The sequence below is a fragment of the Cytophagales bacterium genome (genome assembly GCA_033344775.1).
Classification (GTDB): domain Bacteria; phylum Bacteroidota; class Bacteroidia; order Cytophagales; family Cyclobacteriaceae; genus JAWPMT01.
Genome location: JAWPMT010000004.1, coordinates 1,922,583 through 1,940,062, shown reverse-complemented (window position 1 = coordinate 1,940,062; position 17,480 = coordinate 1,922,583). Strand labels below are relative to the sequence as shown.

Genomic DNA, 17,480 nt, shown 5'->3' with positions numbered 1-17,480 from the left:
ATGAAAAGAATATTAGCAATCACAGTTTTTAGTTTGTTCGCCATCGCTGGATTGGTGGCGCAGCAACAAGCGACGTTCACGCAGTACATGTTTAATGGCATGGCCATCAATCCTGGCTATATAGGAAGTCATGACGCACTTAGTGTAACCGCATTAGGGCGTTGGCAATGGGTAGGTCTGGAAGGCGCTCCAAATACCCAGACCATTGCCATTCATTCTCCTGTGCCAAGGAAGAATATTGGCCTTGGCTTACAGATCACACGAGATGCGATCGCCGTAACGGACCTTACCAGCGTAATGGCCGGTTATTCTTACCGCTTGCCAGTTGGCGGAGGTATCCTGAGTATGGGACTTCAGGCAGGGCTACAATCCTACAATGCGGATTTTAGTTCGGTTTATACGATCAATTCTGATCCTACCTTTCAGGAAAACTTCAGTGCCATGAAGCCCAATGTGGGAGCAGGGTTATTTTATTATAATCCGATTTTCTATGTGGGATTATCGGCACCTAATTTGATTAATAACACCATTACCAACGGAGCGACAGATGTTTTCACACAAAGAAGACACTACTTCCTGACTTCAGGAGTGATGATCAATTTGAGTGATAATGTAAAGTTGAAGCCAAATATTCTGGCAAGAGTAGTAGATGGTGCACCAATCTCATTAGATTATAATGTCAACGTGTTGTTCAATAATGTCTTGTGGTTAGGCGTTTCTTTCAGGCCTCCTGAATCTGTGAACTTTCTGATTGAGTTTGAAGTATCTCAAAATTTCCGACTGGGTTATGCGCTGGATTACATCATTGATGAAACACTGAGTGATGTAACCACCACTTCACATGAGATCATGCTGAATTATCGGTTCAAGCTATCCAAAGACAAAGTAGTAACTCCCAGATATTTTTAATGACGACTATCATGCATAAGCAATTACTAACTTACTTATCCCTGATTATGATGTCATTTGGAATGATGGCTCAGGACTTGCCCTATATGGATGGGACCATAAACTATCTGAAAAAAGGGGATTATTTGCTCGAGAAAGGTGCGTATGTAAAAGCATTGAAAGCTTACGCGAAAGGGGCTCAAAAGAACCCAGAAGATTCTTTGCAGTACTTCAGTAAGTTGGCCTACGTGACCAAGGAATTGAATCAATACGAAGAAGCCGAGAAGTATTATGCATTAGCGACGACCTCCGATCCTTCACAAGAGGATATTTTGGGGTACGCAGAAGTATTGGCTGCCAATGAGAAATACGATGAAGCCAGTGACTGGATGTCTAAATATGACGGAGATTCAGAGCTATCAGCAGAAAGAAAGGATGGATTTGATAATGTGAGGAATTTCTATGCAGATTCATTGTCCTATCTGGTCCGGACGGTAGATTTCAATTCAAATGAGAGTGATTTTTCTCCGGCCTATTTTGATGGTGGAATTTTATTTGTGTCTGGCAGAGGAGCAAAAGGTGGACTCTTCCGTGCGCTGGATTTGCGAGAAGAAACGAGCTTTCTTGATCTCTACATGCAAGGAGATGAAGGTATTGCACCTTTCGAATCAGTGAACAATATTTTGCATCAGGGTCCGGTTACGTATTCCGAGCAGCTCGGCCTGCTACTGGTTACCGCTAATCATCCTGAATCATCCAAGAATAAGGACCGGGGCAAAAACACCAACCTTCGAATTTTATTCTTTGAACAGGTAGATGGTGAATGGGAAGAGAAAAGCGAATTCCCCCATAATGATCCGGCCAGTTCGTTGGCCCATCCAACCTTTGATGAAGAAGCACAGGTATTGTATTTTGCCAGTGACATGCCTGGCGGGCAAGGTGGCGTTGATTTATATTCTTCCAAGTACGAAAATGGCAACTGGTCTGCACCAGTTAATCTAGGACCTGAGGTCAATACATCAGGAGATGAAATGTTTCCATTTGTAGATACACGCCAAAATGTACTTTACTTTTCCAGTAATGGATATGGTGGAGTTGGGGGCCTCGATGTTTATCGGGTGGCTATAACCGGTGAGAAAAGAATCGTTAACCTGGGTTATCCTATCAATTCTCCTAAAGATGATTTTGGTTTGATTATCAACAAAGCAGGGGATAGTGGGTACTTGTCCAGTAACAGAGAAGGTGGTGAAGGCAAAGATGATATCTATTCTTTCCTGGTACAACGAGTGACGGTAAGGTCTAAGTTAATCGACTTTCAGACCAAGCAGCCAATCATCGGGAATATCAGAGTAATTGATAAAGACACTGGAAGAGAAGTTCCTTACAGCGTAGAAGGCGATGAAGTGGTGTTTGATGGTATCCAGGGCAAGGATTATAAAATCGTTGGAGATAAGGAAGGGTATGCTGCAAATGAAGTGGACCTAACTGCACCTACGGATACCCGGGAGTTTTCTATTGAAGTACCTATTGAAGCTGAGAAAGTCGCGCCTGCCCATGGCCTGGTAGTGTTGGATCATATCACGGGCAAGCAGTACTTCAAAGTGACTGACGAAGGGGTTGCAGAGATCGACTATAGAGAAGAAGGGGACGAGGTTTTTGAAATCAAAAACGTCTTCTTTGATTTCGACAGTGCGGATCCAAACGAATCTGTGATTGTGATCGATGAATTGGTAAGACTACTGAAGAAATATGATCAGGTACAATTAGAAGTAAAGGCCTTTACGGATAGCCGTGGACCGGAGCACTACAATACTTCACTGGCTCAAAAAAGAGCAGATAAAATCGTTGAAATCCTTCAGCTGAAAGGAGTTGACAAATCGAGAATCTCTCACATTGCAGTCGGAGAAAGTGAAATATACAATGATTGTAAAGAAGGGACAGAATGCTCTGATGAAGACCATGCACTTAACAGACGTGTGGACTTCAGCATTGAAAAGTAACTAATCAGCATAATGCTGATGAGAGCCACGATCCTAATGGGTCGTGGCTTTTTTTTGCTGCAATGTTCTACAAATGTTGAATAAATAAATTATGTTTGTTCTACAAAAGTTGTAATAATGTCAAAGAATCTGGGCTCACTGGAAGAATCAGTGTTGTTGTTAGTGGCGGTAATGCAGGGGCAGGCCTACGGTTATGTGCTGTCGGAGGAATACCACAAGCACTTTGGGAATAGAATTTCGATCAGCGCCATACATACGGTCCTGAAGCGATTAGAAGAAAAGGGTCTCATCCATTCAGAAATGGGAGGCGCAACAACGGAACGTGGCGGCCGTCGCAAACGGATTTTTAAGGTGACCAACTCGGGAACTGAAACGTTGGAAGATCTACAATCACGAAGGATGAAACTCTGGGGTATGTTGGGCCAATCATGATCACGTATGTCTAGTCAGATACATGAGCCAAATCGTTTTGTAAATCGACTGCTTGAATGGTTTTGTTCGGATCGGTTGATCGAAGAAATTCAGGGAGACCTGCATGAGGCCTTCTATTATCGGAGCAAGGAGTTTGGTCCATTTTTGGCCAATGGCTGGTTCTTTCTTGATGTGCTTCGATTCTTTCGCCCAGGTTATATACGGTCCATTGAAACTCAAAATAATCAAATAGCTATGCATCGGAATTATTTAAAAGCCGCGTTGCGTAATTTCAAAAAGAATGGGGGATACAGCACGATCAATTTACTGGGACTTGTGTTGGGCAGTACCTGTTGCCTTCTAATTGCACTTCATATTTCGGAGGAATTCTCCTACGACGATTTCCATGCGGATTCGAAAAATACGTATCGGGTCGTGATGGATATCTATAATAACAATGAACTCACGACGAAAAGTGCACCTATTTATCCAGGGGTAGGTCCTGTGATGACAGACGAGTATCCGGAGGTCCTGGAGTTTGTCAGGATTCTGCCCTTTGGGAGTGGTGTCTATAGTGTACGGCAGCCTGATGGCACCCTGGTCAGGTACAATGAAGATCGTGCGGTCTTTGCTGACCCCAATTTCTTTAAGATGTTTGGCTTCCGGCTCATTGATGGGAATCCAGAGGAAGTGCTCAAATCTCCTAATCAAACCGTGATTTCTGCTTCTACGGCCAGACGCTATTTTGGCGATGAGAACCCCATTGGTAAGACCATCATTTATCGGGGCACTGAAGAGAATGTAGTGACGGGAGTAATGGAGGATTTTCCTGAAACCTCACACATGCAATTTGATGTCATATCCTCCTTAAATTCCTGGAATGGTTATGAGACCTGGCCTCAGAATTTTGGGTGGTATGACTTTTACACCTTCATTCGTGTCACAGAAGATACGGATCCAATAGCCCTCAATGAAAAAGTCGGTGGATTTCTGGATATAAAGAAAGCAGAGAATTACGCAAGGGAAACGAGTCGGGAACAGCTCTGGATCCAGAATGTCGCAAATATCCACTTATTTTCAAAAGGATTAAGTTGGGAAATGGGTCAAAATGGCGGAGCTAGTCAGGTGTACTTTTTAAGTGCAATTGCTGTATTGATGCTCATTGTTGCATGGGTGAATTTCATCAATTTATCTACCGCAAGGGCGGTTAGAAGAGCAAAGGAGGTAGGGATACGAAAAGTAATCGGAGCGATGCGGGGACATCTCGTACAACAATTCCTGGTTGAAGCATTTTTATACAATTTGTTAGCGCTTTTCCTTAGCCTTTTGCTGGTACTTCTCCTGGTTCCAGGCATCAATAGCCTGCTGGATATTACCTTGGATCGTACCCTACTCTTGTCACCGGAGATTGTAATGGGTGGGATTGGCGCCTTGTTGCTTGGTACGATATTGTCAGGCTTTTATCCTGCATTGGTGCTGTCATCGTTCAAGCCACTTAATATTCTAAAAGGAAGTTTTTATCTCAGAAGATCCAGGTTTGGCTTTCGACAGCTGTTGGTGACCTTTCAGTTTGTGGTTTCTGTTGTGCTGATTTTTGGGACAATTGTTGTCTTTAAGCAAGTGCAGTTCATGCAATCACAAGATCTGGGGCTCAACGTTGCTCAGACCCTGGTATTGAACGGCCCTACTTCCTCTCGAGGAGACGGAGACCTGAATAGTCGTCGGTCCATTTTCAAAGACAGGATTGCCGAGATTTCATCCGTTCAGAACTTCACCATTTCGAACATTGTTCCCGGTGAAGAAAATTTCAGCATTGGTAGTTTTTATACCCGTCAGGATCCGGACGTTCACAGAGATTGCTATCGCGTTCGGGTAGATGAAAACTATTTCCCCAATTTCTCCATTGACGTATTGTCTGGTAGGAATTTCATCAAGGACATGGCTTCCGACTCTAATGCGGTAGTGCTTAATAAGACGGCTGCAACCATGTTTGGCTTTACCGAAGCAACGGCTGTTGGGCAAGTGCTGAATTTCAATAGCGGGTACCCATTGAAAGTAATAGGTGTTGTGTCGGATTATCATCACTCTTCATTGAAAGAATCACTGGATCCTATCATGTTTTCCTATCGGCCGAATGCGGCCAACTACTTTTCCATGAAAATAGCATCGGCAAATATTCCTGAAACCATTTCAAATGTCGAGGAATTATGGAACGAAGTATATCCTGACAATCCTTTCCAGTACTTTTTTCTTGATGAATTTTTTAGCCGCCAATACAAAAGTGACCAGCAGTTCATTACTGTTTTTACGGCTTTTGCCATAATGGTCATCGTAGTGGCCTGCATGGGGCTTTTCGGACTGGTATCTTTTACGGTAGAGCAATCGCGCAAGGAGATTGGAATTCGCAAAGTGTTAGGAGCTTCCGCTCAAAAGCTTATGCTCTTGCTTACGCGAGATTATGTAGTACTTATCGCCCTTTCCATCTGTATCTCCTTACCCCTTGGTTATTTTCTAATGACGGAATGGTTAGGTGACTTTGCCTATCGGACTACCATTGGTCCTTTCGTTTATTTAGCAGGAGCTATCTCCATCATACTGATCACATTGATCACCGTCAGTTTTAAATCCATGTCGGCCGCAAATAGTAATCCGATACATTCTCTGAGGGATGAATAATGTAATGATTTGAAGAAGTACCTAGGTGCTTTGGAACAGCAATCACGGTAGAATATCTGATATTGGGCTTAAATTCGGTATTCTAAACATGATGTAATGCCCCAAAGATCACGTAGAAAATTCATCAAAAAGCTTGTAGGTACAAGTGCGCTTGCAGCAGGTGTGCCTGGTTTACTCGAAGCACGCCCGGAAAAAGAATACTTGATATCGCCCAATGAAACTTCCATACTCCAAAACAGTCCCATAAGACTTGGCGCAATTGGTATGGGGATCATGGGGTACAACAATATCCGGACTGCTTTAATGGTGCCTGGCGCAAAGTTGGTTGCCGTATGTGATCTCTATGATGGCCACCTGGAAAGCAGCAGAGAGAATTTCGGTTCAGATTTGTTCACCACCCGCAAGTACAAAGAATTACTGGATCGTGATGACATAGACGCAGTTGTGGTGTCAACTTCGGATCATTGGCACGATAAGATCTCTATTGCCGCCATGAAGAAGGGAAAAGCAGTTTACTGTGAGAAACCTATGGTCCATAAGATCGAAGAAGGGGCTGCGGTAATCAAAACGGAACAAGAAACGGGCCAGGTATTTCAAGTAGGAAGCCAGCGAGTAAGCTCAATTATTTATGAGAAAGCAGGTGAGTTGTATCGTTCAGGAGCGATTGGGGATTTAGTATTGGCTGAAACTTTTAACGATCGTTTTTCAAGAAATGGGGCCTGGCAATATTCTATACCCACGGACGCTTCAGAAAAGTCGGTTGATTGGAAAGGGTTTCTTGGAGATGCTCCCAAAAGAGGATATGATGCCAAGAGGTTTTTTCGGTGGAGAAACTATCAGGATTATGGTACCGGAGTAGCAGGTGATTTGTTTGTTCACCTTTTTTCAGGCCTGCATGTGACGCTAGGTTCTAAGGGTCCCAATAAGATATACGCCAGCGGAGGTTTGCGCTATTGGGAAGATGGGCGAGATGTGCCTGATGTCATGTTGGCTGTTATTGACTATAATGAGGCGGAAACACATCCAGCTTTCAACTTACAGATACGTGTAAATTTTGTTGATTCCAGTGGAGGGGGGTCCTTACTAAAATTGGTAGGTACAGAAGGGACGATGACCATCGGCTGGAATGATATTCGAATCAAAAAGAATAAAATACCCGATGCGCCTGGCTATGGGGGCTGGGATACCTTTGGTACGTTCACTGAAGCGCAACAGGCGGATTATGAAAAGTGGTACAAAGCCAAATACCCGAAAAGTTATGCCATTCAAGAACCCGGAGAGCAAATCTACCGTACGCCGGAAGGATATAGCGATCACCTGGATCACTGGACTAATTTCTTTGAATCCATTCGAAACGGGAAGAAAGTCGTTGAAGATGCTAGTTTTGGATTAAGAGCTGCAGGCCCTTCTCTGGCAACCAATGTCAGTTTATTCGAGCAACGAATAGTCAATTGGGATCCTGAAAAGATGGAACTGATTTAGTCAGATGTAAGCTCGTAGCTCACAAAAGCGAATCGTTTGCTGTCCGGGGACCAGGAGGGAACATTGATGGTGCCCTGACCTCCAAATAATTCAAATAGTTTAGTGATTGGTCCTCCTGTCGGAGAGATCATTCTCAACATGACATTTTTCCACGCCGGATGGCTGCCGGGATCTACTTCGTCAATGTAACTGATGAAGACCACTTGTTGTCCATCTGGTGAAATGTGCGGAAACCAATCATTGTAGGAATCGAACGTCAATTGCTCCTGATTTGAACCATCGGTCTTCATGCGCCAGATCTGCATTCGTCCGGTTCTTACAGAATTAAAGTATATCCATCGCCCATCTGGGGAGTATTCCGGTCCATCATCCAAACCTGCTGAAGAGGTAAGTCTTTTTTCTGTCCCTCCAGCTGTACTGATGGTGTAGATATCGTAGTTGTCATTACGATTGGCGCAGTAGGCAAGCATTTTTCCATCAGGTGACCATCCATGCCAATAGGATGGGCCGGTTGGAGTAACCAGTGTAGGAGTGCCTCCATTGGCATCCACCAAATAAATTCTGGAGCCTTCTGGTTGATCATTGTTTGAAAGGACAATTTGTTGACCATCCGGCGAAATGCCATGGTCGTTGTTGCAGGCGGTTGCAAAATCGGTATCCAGTTTTTGCACCTTATTATGTTTAAGATCAAACTTGAATAGCTCACCACCTTGATTGAATAAGAGATAAGAGCCATCAGGGCTCCAGTTAGGCGCTTCAAAATGAGTAGGCGCTTCATAGACTACCGTTCTTTTGGCTGTTTCCAAATCATAGATCTCAAGTCTGGAGGTTACTTTTTGTGCCTGAATGTCCATCAAGAAAAGACTGGAAATTATTAAACAAACATACCTGATCATGACAAAATCGGTTTATTGCCAAAGATTGTAACAAAGCCAGCGTGAATTAGTCTTAATTTAGGTCAATTAAGCATATAAGTAAAATGGACGTCATTAACATCAAGGATAAATTCGGATCATTTCAGGAACATTGGACTCCCAAAATCATAGGCGAGCTAAATGGGCAACAGGTCAAATTAGCCAAGCTTTCAGGGGAATTTGTATGGCACAGTCATGAAGATGAAGATGAATTATTTATGATCTTCAAAGGCACCCTCATCATGGAGTTCCGAGATCGTACGGAAATAGTCAGAGAAGGAGAGACCATCATCGTGCCACGTGGCGTGGAGCACTTCCCAAGAACAGAAAACGGCGAAGAGGTGTGGGTACTTCTATTTGAGCCGGCAGCTACCAGGCATACTGGAGAAGTTGAGCACGAAAGAACCGTAAACGATCAGGAGTGGATCTGATTTGGGACTAATTTTTCTTGCCCCAGAGATCTTAACATGTCATAGTGCAAAAACAAGGCACCCCACAAGTTCTTTTGTAGGTGATAAGGCATGTTGAATTCTTTTACCGTTTGCTTCACAATCCTGGCAATGGCCGGATAATGAACATGACAAATGTGAGGGAACAAATGATGTTCTATCTGGTAATTTAATCCACCGGAGAGCCAGGTCAGGAATGGGTTTAATTTGAAATTGGTTGTGGTCTGTAGTTGATATAGATGCCAGCTTCTTTCAATTTTATTCTCTTCTTGCTGAATGAAGTCCGAACCAGTAAATACATGGGCAGGCTGGAAAATAATGCTCAAAAGAATTCCTCCGATAATGTGCATCACCACAAACATGGACAGGGTGATGTACCATGGAATACTCAACATGGAGATGGGTAATACCAGTAAATAACCGAAATAGACTACCTTCCAGACAGCAATGTTCAGCAGTCGTTTTATGTACTCATTTTTTTCTTTCAGGATGTTTCGCTGACGGTATTTGTCCAGCATCACAAAATCCTTCGAAGTGACCCAAAAAACTGTTGCAAATGCATAAAGTAACCAAACATACAAGTGCTGAAAGCGGTGAAACCAGTGTCTTGGCTGGTGTGGCGACATTCTCAATAGAAAAGGGATGTCTATGTCATCGTCCGTCTCATCAATATTGGGATAGGTATGGTGAAGTACGTTATGCTGCATGTGCCAGACATAAGCATTTCCTCCCATCAGATTGAGTGTCAGTCCCAGCAGCTTATTGATCAGCGGGGATTTAGCGTAGGAGCCATGAATGGAATCGTGCATGATGCCCATGCCTATACCTGCCATCGCAACACCCATTACAGCCCAAAGCAAATAGTAACTCGCCAGGTTTTGAAATGGGAAGAACAAGATCAATAAATAGGGACCAAAGAATCCGGTTAGCATCATGATGGTCTTGAAAACCATGCGATAATCACCATTCTTTGATATATGATGCTCAGCAAAATAGGAATTGACCCGTGCAGTGACGGTTTTTGAAAATTCCCGATCCAACTCATTGCTGTAACGGAAGTACTGAAACGACATTTTTGGTTGGTTAATTCCAACACAAAGATACCACAAAAATGTCGGCTGCTTTACTGAACGGTTAAGCAGGCATAATATCCGCTGAGATGACTATAAGATCTCCACCAGTTCAATTTCAAAAACAAGCTCTTTCCCTGCCAACTCATGATTGGCATCTAAAAGAACGCTGCTCTCATCTTTCTCAATGATTGTTGCAGGGACTTGTTGACCTGTTTCTATTGTCGCCATCACTTTTTGACCGATCTCAGGGTTCATGCCAGGAGGGAATTGGTTTAATCCCGCCCGGAAAAACAACTTTTCATCTCTTTCACCGTATGCCTGATCCGGTGGAAGGTTTATTGTTTTCTTTTCATTCAATTCCATTCCATTGACAGCCGCATCAAATCCGGCAATCATTTGTCCGGCACCAACCGTAAATTCAAGGGGTTCACGACCAGCGGAGCTATCGAATTGCTCACCATTCGTCAATTTTCCGGTGTAATGAACTCTTACCGTGTCATTAGTCTTAGCAGTAGGCATATCTGTGTGTTTAAGTGGTTGCGAAGATTAGGTTATTTGGTTCTTTCAATGGTAAACTGTACAAGCTTCTCCAGACTCTGTCGGTATTGGGTGTCGGGAAAAGTAGCAAGGATTTCTTGTGCTTTTTGATGATAACGATCCATCGCTTCGATGGCATATTCCAGACCACCGTGTGATTTCACAAAATCGATGACCTCAGTAACAAACTTGGGCTGTTTGGCACTTTTCTTCATCTTATTGATCACCTTTTTGCGTTCTGCTTTGCCAACCTGCTTCAGTGCATGAATCAAAGGCAGGGTCATTTTTTTCTCCTTTATATCGATACCAGTAGGCTTTCCGATTTCGAAAGTACCGTAATCGAATAAGTCGTCTTTAATCTGAAAGGCCATACCAACATTCAGCCCGAATTCTCTCATTCTGGCGACCACTTCTCCATCTGACTTGGCAGAGGAGGCACCGATAGCACAGCAAGCAGCAATAAGGCTGGCGGTTTTTTGCCGGATCACATCATAGTAGACTTCTTCAGTAATGTCCAGTTTTCTGGCTTTTTCCATTTGAAGAAGTTCTCCTTCACTCATTTCTTTGATGGTCTGAGAAATGATTTTCAAAAGATCAAAATCATCATTTTCCAGCGAGACAAGAAATCCTTTTGAGAATAGAAAGTCACCAACAAGTACGGCTATTTTATTTTTCCAAAGGGCATTAATGGAAAAGAAACCCCGACGATAGTGTGAGTCGTCCACCACATCGTCATGAACTAACGTTGCTGTATGTAGCAACTCGATCATGGCAGCACCATTGTAGGTCGTATCGGTAATGTTACCTGAAACGCCTGCGCTCAGAAATACGAACAATGGCCGCATCTGTTTTCCCTTGCGTTTGACAATATAGCTCATGATTTTGTCAAGCAAGACGACATTAGTCTTCATCGACTCTCGGAATTTCTTCTCGAAAGCGACCATTTCTGAGGCCACGGGAGCCTGAATATCCTTGAGCGTTACAGCCATTATTTGCGCACAATATTAATACAGATATTATCCATTGCCTCACGGCTGTTGAGGAAAACATGAGACATGTTTGGTGAGTTTTGTGGTTTTTATAACTATTTAACTATTCAGACACGATAAGTCATGATTTTGTTAAGTGAAAATTGAATGTTCTGCTACTCGGAGCGCTCTTTTTGAGTAATGCTGGCATCTATTTTTGATTATTCTATATTTGCACCCGCAGCTCACTGCAAAGCCCCTTTCATGCGAAAAAACAAGGTTAGATACTCCGAGATCATTTCTAAAACCAGGGAGTGGCCGATATACCAACTATCCAAGAACCGGGACGAGTTCATTCGTGAGGTAACTGATGAATCTTTCGAAAATTTTTTGGAGGTTAGAAAAGGCAGATCTCTTCGAGAAGAGCTGGAAACGACTGTTTACCGGGAAAAACTCAGAATGAAGGCCAATCCATGGCGAGTGGACCCGGCCGATGAAAAAGACTTCTGGTCGGGAATTCAACATCGACTAGTGGAAAGTGAAGGGTTAGCAGATTCTGCTACCAATGAGCAGCAAATTCTTCGTGATATCATCATTCGATACAGTAGCGAGATTGCCGGAAACTTCAGAAAATCTTATTACAAGTTCGCCAAGACATTCGTTACTTTCGGATTTGCCCGATTATTGAATGCTGCGAGAGTTAAAGGCTTTTTGTCTCTGTTTAGCCGGCAGCTTGATCTGGATGATAAAATCCGCATCGAAGGCGAACCGGAGCACATTCGACAACTGGCGCAGAAAGGAACCGTAGTAATGGTCCCTACTCATTTTAGCAACCTGGATTCTATTCTGATAGGCTGGGTGATACAATTTTTAGGGCTGCCAGCTTTCATCTATGGTGCGGGACTCAACCTGTTCAATATCAAGATTCTCGCTTATTTTATGAATAGTCTGGGGGCGTACAAAGTGGATCGCCGCAAAAAAAACCCGGTCTATTTAGAGACTCTGCGTGCCTATTCTACGCTGGCCATTAAAAGAGGATGCCATAGCTTGTTTTTTCCGGGTGGAACCCGTTCTCGTTCAGGCCATATAGAAAAAGCATTGAAATTGGGTCTGTTGGGTACCAGTATCGAAGCGCAACGCATGCTCTATCAGCAAGACAATGGTGAAGACCAAAAAATATTCATCGTTCCTACAGTAATCAATTACCAGTTTACCCTGGAAGCTCCGGCATTGATTCGGGAGCATTTGAAGAGGACTGGTCAGGAACGATACTATGAAGAGAACGATGAGTTTTCTACAAGCTACAAAATCGCAAGTTTCCTTTTCAAATTCTTCACCAAAGGTTCCAATATATCCGTGAGTTTGGGACGGGGTATGGACATTTTGGGAAATTACGTGGATGATGAAGGCAATAGTTTTGACAAAAATGGGAACCCGATCTATCCAAAGGACTATTTTGTGAGTGATGGTCAGGTGACCGTGGATAAACAGCGAGAGCAGACCTACGTACGGATTCTTGCCAAACGAATTGTTGAAGAATTTCATATCTATAATAAGGTGTTTGCGAGTCATCTGGTAGCTTATACCAGTTTCAAGATGCTGGAAAGGAAAAACCCAAAGCTTGACCTTTACCATGTGTTGAGGTTGTCAGAAGAAGACCTGGAATTAGACTATCAGGAATTTAAGAAGTGCTTTAAGAAGCTTCGCAAGCAAATACTTAAGCTGGAAAAGAAAGGTAAAATAGGAATAACGGATCACCTGAAAAACAAGGCTGATGAGGCCATTAAAGAAGGGTTGAAGAACGTAGGGATGTATCATGCCAGAAGGCCAGTGATTCATCGCAAGGAGAAAATTATTGTTCAGGATCCAAATACTTTATATTACTATCACAATCGTCTCGATGGTTATGGACTCGAAAAGCACATCTAAACATATTGGAGTAATCGGGGCGGGTAGTTTTGGGTCTGCCGTGGCCAATATATTGGCGGAGAAAAGTGATAAAGTCCTCCTTCATGCCAGGACTGCAGAAAAGGCCGCTTTGCTAAACGAAACCCGAGAAAGCTCAGGTCACCCACTCAGGCCAAATATTGAGGTGATCCACGATATTGGTAGAATTGGTGCGTCTTGTGATGTGATTTTTCCCGTGGTTCCTTCTGCAAGCTTTCGGGAAATGATGCGGACACTTTCGCCGTTTTTGCGGCCTTACCATATTCTTATCCATGGAACGAAAGGTTTTGACCTAAGTCGGAAATCTACATCTTCGGAAGATCCGGTAAGCAGAGAAGACGTTCACACCATGAGTGAGGTGATCCAACAAGAAAGCTCTGTGGTAAGAGTAGGATGTCTTGCAGGTCCAAATCTTGCTTCGGAAATTTCTCAAGGAAAACCCGCTGCCACAGTGGTGGCCAGTCAATTTGATGAAGTGGTGCAAATCGGCCAAAAACTCCTGAAGAATGACCGGTTTCTTATTTATGGTAGCAGCGACCTGATTGGCATCGAATTGTGTGGTATCTTAAAGAATATCATTGCTTTGGGTGCTGGCTCTGTGATGGGACTGGGACTGGGAGAAAATGCCAAAGCTTTATTCATCAGTCGCGGCCTGGTAGAAATGGTCCATATCGGTAAAGCCATGGGAGGCAATGCACAGGCGTTCTTAGGGCTGGCAGGAGTGGGTGATCTCATGGCCACTTGTTCCAGTAATTTGAGTCGAAACTTCACCGTGGGTAGAAAATTGGCCGAAGGAAAAACCATCGAAATGATTCTGGAAGAAATGGAAGAGGTGGCCGAAGGTGTAAAGACCATAGATATCATTAGAGACCTTTCCAATTCATTTGGTATCCGTTGCCCAATCACGGAAACGCTTTATCGTGTCATTCATCGACAGATCACAGTAGAAGAAGCGCATACCTATCTGATGAAATTTCCATTTCGGGCAGAGATCGACTTTTTGGATTGAGGAATTTATTCCTGCTGATCAACAGATTTCATGGCCCGAACGCGCTCTAAAAGTGGGGGGTGCGAGTAATTCACAAATACATATGCCGGATGTGGGGTCAAGTTGGAAAGATGGTCGCTGCTCATTTTTTTCAACCCTTCAATTAGCGGAGTGCTATCATAGTTTTTTACTGCATATTCATCCGCCTCGTATTCATTCTTTCTGCTTAATTTATTCATGAATATGCCTAATATTCGGGAAAGTGGGCTGAACAGAATCGCGAACGCCAACATATTGAGATGGATCGTTGACGTTTCACCTCCCATAGCTAAGCTTACCTCATTTGTAAAGATCATCCTGGACAATAGGAAAAGCATGATCCCCATTTGAAGGATGGATAAGATCGTTGAGAGAATGATGTGTTTCTTTTTATAATGCCCCACTTCATGTGCGAATACAGCAGTCAATTCTTCGGTAGTGTGATTTGCTATTAAGGTATCAAAAAGCACAACTTTTTTTCGTTTACCAAGGCCTGAGAAGAAGGCATTGCCTTTACTGGAGCGTTTTGATCCGTCCATGACGAAAATATTGGATAGAGGAAACCCTACTTGCTTACTGAAAGCTTCTATCGAAGATTTTAGCTCACCCTCTTCTATGGGTTTTAACTGATTGAATAACGGTAATATCCAGGATGTATAGAAAACATTTATGAACAAGACGAAGACAGTGATGACGATCCAGAAGTAGATCCAAAAATTCGTTCCCATCATTTCAATCAACACCAATAGTACTGATATTAAAAGGCCTCCGATGATGATGGCCAATACATAGCCTTTGATTTTGTCTAGTAGATAAGTTTTGACGGTCGTCTTATTGAAGCCAAATCGCTCTTCGATCACAAAAGTGCTGTAAATAGAAAAGGGTGTGGAAAGGAGATCCGAACCGATAAATATGATGCCGAAAAATATCAGCGTAGAAAATAGATCGGAAGTGCCAGATGTAATGATGGCTTGATCCAGCCAGCCAAACCATCCGAAGTACAAGGCACTTAAAGTCAAAAGGAATGAAAATGTAGCAGTGAAATTGCCGAATTTGCCTGTGACCCTTTGGTACTCCTGAGATTTTTGATATTGATCCTCATCATAAACTCCCGACAGCTCTGATGGAATTGATGCTTTGGAGCTCTTGTCATTAAGGTAACCCAACACTCTTTCCAATAAAAAGTCAAGTACTACAATGGCCAGTAGCAGGTTTAGGATCGCAGATTCCGTCATGATGCGAAGATAAAGGCAAACTCGTGAAAGGGAATAGCTAGCAGCTATGCTCTTCCGGGGTTGGTTAGTGAACTCAATCGTAATATTCTTAGGTCAAGAAGCCTTCAGTTGTCGGGTTCGTAGCATTTTGTTTCCGGTATTGGGTCGGATGATTATGCCAATCAGATCGCTTGCTACTGGTTTTATTTTAGTTGGTTTTACAGGAGTTGAGGGGTGAAAACACAGTGGGAGCTGATCACTACCTTTCGGAAAATTTGGTATGTTTTGGTGCCATTGATTTAATCTTACCAATGCTTCTTTTACTGGGACTTCTTGTTGGCTTGTCTTCAATGTAAATATCGTCCGGTCATTCAATGACAATAGTGCTATGTCTGTTTTCGAGGTAAGGAAAATAATCGTTTCTTCTTCGTGTATGATGGTGTTTCGAATTAATGGTTCAAGGTCTTTTACCTTCAGTACACGATTATCTCCCTCTAGGATGAGTAAGTGATTGTCCAGGGACGCTGTGTGATTCGGCATAGCAAAATGGTCCCGCTTTTGATCAGTATTTGATGTATCCTGATGAGGTGGATATAATTGATTTTGATGATGAATCGCGTCAGAACCGGACTTTTCTTGAGGATCAGCATCTACTTCTGCATTGGTTTTGTCCCCCCCAAGATTCGTTGATTGACCAGATGCTTCTTGCTGGTCTAAGAGGATACCCAATTGGTTGATTGATTCTTCATGTTCAGGGTCTAACTGAAGTATTTTCTCAAGGTATTCAACGGCTTTCTTGGTTTCAACTTTTTGGTGAGCTGTGGTAGCTAACAATTGAAAAAGCATAATGTCAGATTCTTCAAGAAAAGTGCCTTCGTGCAGGTTGATAAGCTCCGCCGCATCCTGATAGGCCTTTTTTTCACGTTTACACACCTTTTGATAGGGATCTACAAGGATTGAGGGAACTCTCATCATGGGTTTTATGCCATGGATATATTCAGTCCAGATGACCATGTCCGCCTTATTTGCTTTACCAAAATCCCGGATTCCTTTTATCCCGGCGGGTGAGGATTTTAAGTGATCACGGTAGATAATCTCCAACTCATCAATACCTAATTCCTCTTTTAATTCTTCGTATCGATTACAAATCAGTTCGCCGATTTGACCTTCGAAATGCTGAATCGCTCCAAATCTCTTGTCGGGTAGAATAAGTAATCTGACTTGCTCATTCGATTGCTGTTTGTTTTCAGCGTTTGGAAAATGATTCGATCGAAAGTCATTCCAGCCATTATAGCCAAGATAATCGCACATGAGGTCAAGGCGATTTTGTCTCACGGAGAACTTCTTTTCCCGTTTATAGATATAGCGATAGTCTCGGATTGTGGCAGGTTGAATACTGCAATCAGCACACGATTTTGAATTGATCTTGCGACTAAGAAAGTGAAAATGGTTTTTCTGAAGGTGTTCGACGGGAGCTTCCACACCTCCTGCCGCTACTACTGCTTCCAGTAGCTTGCAAAAGGTATGAAAATACAACTCGTCATTTACCAGCATGATACATTTAGTTTTAGTCAGGTGTTATGGTTAGCCATCACTTTAGTTATTAGTGAATTGCTGGAATGAAGTTGCTGCCATCTTCTTCTACAGGCAATTATTCTTCGTGACATCTACCATTCATTTCGTGATATGTTAGGTTAGTACCGTGGAGGTATGCGCCGTTGTGTGCGCCTGGCGTGATTGGTAAGAATTCAGCATTTGGGTTTCGGTAGTTACCGATACAAAACAATTAAGTATTTGTTTTTCAGTGAGTTGTATTTCGTTTTGAATTTTTTTTTCGATGTAAGTCGACCGTCACACAGGCTACTTAAGTGTTGATTTAGTCTTGCATCAAGCT

14 protein-coding genes are annotated in these 17,480 nt (G+C 43.0%); 8 read left to right on the top strand and 6 right to left on the bottom strand.

The window, feature by feature from the left end:
• The 5 genes from R8G66_17085 to R8G66_17065 all read left to right on the top strand — a co-directional run bounded on the left by R8G66_17085 (window position 1) and on the right by R8G66_17065 (window position 7,457).
• Window positions 1-909 carry a type IX secretion system membrane protein PorP/SprF gene (locus tag R8G66_17085; protein ID MDW3194092.1) on the top strand — a complete coding sequence of 303 codons (909 nt, stop codon included), beginning with the start codon at window positions 1-3 and terminating at the stop codon, window positions 907-909.
• 11 nt (window positions 910-920) lie between these two features.
• On the top strand, window positions 921-2,888 hold the full coding sequence (locus R8G66_17080) for an OmpA family protein (GenBank protein MDW3194091.1): 1,968 nt from the start codon (window positions 921-923) through the stop codon (window positions 2,886-2,888).
• Between the two features lie 117 nt (window positions 2,889-3,005).
• Window positions 3,006-3,320: a helix-turn-helix transcriptional regulator gene (locus R8G66_17075; protein MDW3194090.1), complete on the top strand. Its 315-nt coding sequence runs from the start codon at window positions 3,006-3,008 to the stop codon at window positions 3,318-3,320.
• Between the two features lie 6 nt (window positions 3,321-3,326).
• Window positions 3,327-5,975, top strand: a complete 2,649-nt coding sequence (locus R8G66_17070; protein MDW3194089.1) for an ABC transporter permease — start codon at window positions 3,327-3,329, stop codon at window positions 5,973-5,975.
• 96 nt (window positions 5,976-6,071) lie between these two features.
• Window positions 6,072-7,457, top strand: coding sequence for a Gfo/Idh/MocA family oxidoreductase (locus R8G66_17065; GenBank protein ID MDW3194088.1), 1,386 nt, complete (start codon window positions 6,072-6,074; stop codon window positions 7,455-7,457).
• Here the strand turns inward: R8G66_17065 and R8G66_17060 are convergent.
• The gene (locus R8G66_17060) at window positions 7,454-8,353 is read right to left on the bottom strand and encodes a DUF5050 domain-containing protein (protein MDW3194087.1); all 900 of its coding nucleotides are present in this window, start codon (window positions 8,351-8,353) and stop codon (window positions 7,454-7,456) included. The two genes, R8G66_17065 and R8G66_17060, sit on opposite strands and share 4 nt — an antisense overlap.
• 83 nt (window positions 8,354-8,436) lie before the next feature.
• On the opposite strand from R8G66_17060, the gene R8G66_17055 reads away from it, so the two are divergent.
• Window positions 8,437-8,802, top strand: coding sequence for a cupin domain-containing protein (locus R8G66_17055; GenBank protein MDW3194086.1), 366 nt, complete (start codon window positions 8,437-8,439; stop codon window positions 8,800-8,802).
• Here the strand turns inward: R8G66_17055 and R8G66_17050 are convergent.
• The 3 genes from R8G66_17050 to R8G66_17040 all read right to left on the bottom strand — a co-directional run bounded on the left by R8G66_17050 (window position 8,787) and on the right by R8G66_17040 (window position 11,419).
• A complete protein-coding gene (locus R8G66_17050) occupies window positions 8,787-9,893 on the bottom strand; it encodes an acyl-CoA desaturase (protein ID MDW3194085.1) in 1,107 nt (368 codons plus the stop codon). The genes R8G66_17055 and R8G66_17050 overlap by 16 nt on opposite strands.
• A 90-nt stretch (window positions 9,894-9,983) precedes the next feature.
• Complete coding sequence (locus R8G66_17045) at window positions 9,984-10,412, bottom strand: peptidylprolyl isomerase (GenBank protein MDW3194084.1); 429 nt, start codon at window positions 10,410-10,412, stop codon at window positions 9,984-9,986.
• Between the two features lie 32 nt (window positions 10,413-10,444).
• Complete coding sequence (locus R8G66_17040) at window positions 10,445-11,419, bottom strand: polyprenyl synthetase family protein (protein MDW3194083.1); 975 nt, start codon at window positions 11,417-11,419, stop codon at window positions 10,445-10,447.
• Between the two features lie 243 nt (window positions 11,420-11,662).
• Here R8G66_17040 and R8G66_17035 point away from each other — a divergent pair, with 243 nt between their 5' ends.
• A complete protein-coding gene (locus tag R8G66_17035; GenBank protein ID MDW3194082.1) occupies window positions 11,663-13,327 on the top strand; it encodes a 1-acyl-sn-glycerol-3-phosphate acyltransferase in 1,665 nt (554 codons plus the stop codon).
• Entirely contained in the window at window positions 13,305-14,354 is a 1,050-nt protein-coding gene (locus tag R8G66_17030; GenBank protein MDW3194081.1) for an NAD(P)H-dependent glycerol-3-phosphate dehydrogenase, read from the top strand. The genes R8G66_17035 and R8G66_17030 overlap by 23 nt, the downstream gene beginning before the upstream one ends.
• A 5-nt stretch (window positions 14,355-14,359) precedes the next feature.
• On the opposite strand, the gene R8G66_17025 is transcribed toward R8G66_17030, so the two are convergent.
• Both R8G66_17025 and R8G66_17020 read right to left on the bottom strand, forming a co-directional pair.
• On the bottom strand, window positions 14,360-15,607 hold the full coding sequence (locus R8G66_17025; protein MDW3194080.1) for a M48 family metallopeptidase: 1,248 nt from the start codon (window positions 15,605-15,607) through the stop codon (window positions 14,360-14,362).
• 93 nt (window positions 15,608-15,700) lie between these two features.
• Window positions 15,701-17,140, bottom strand: a complete 1,440-nt coding sequence (locus R8G66_17020; protein MDW3194079.1) for a hypothetical protein — start codon at window positions 17,138-17,140, stop codon at window positions 15,701-15,703.
• Between the last annotated feature and the right edge of the window lie 340 nt (window positions 17,141-17,480).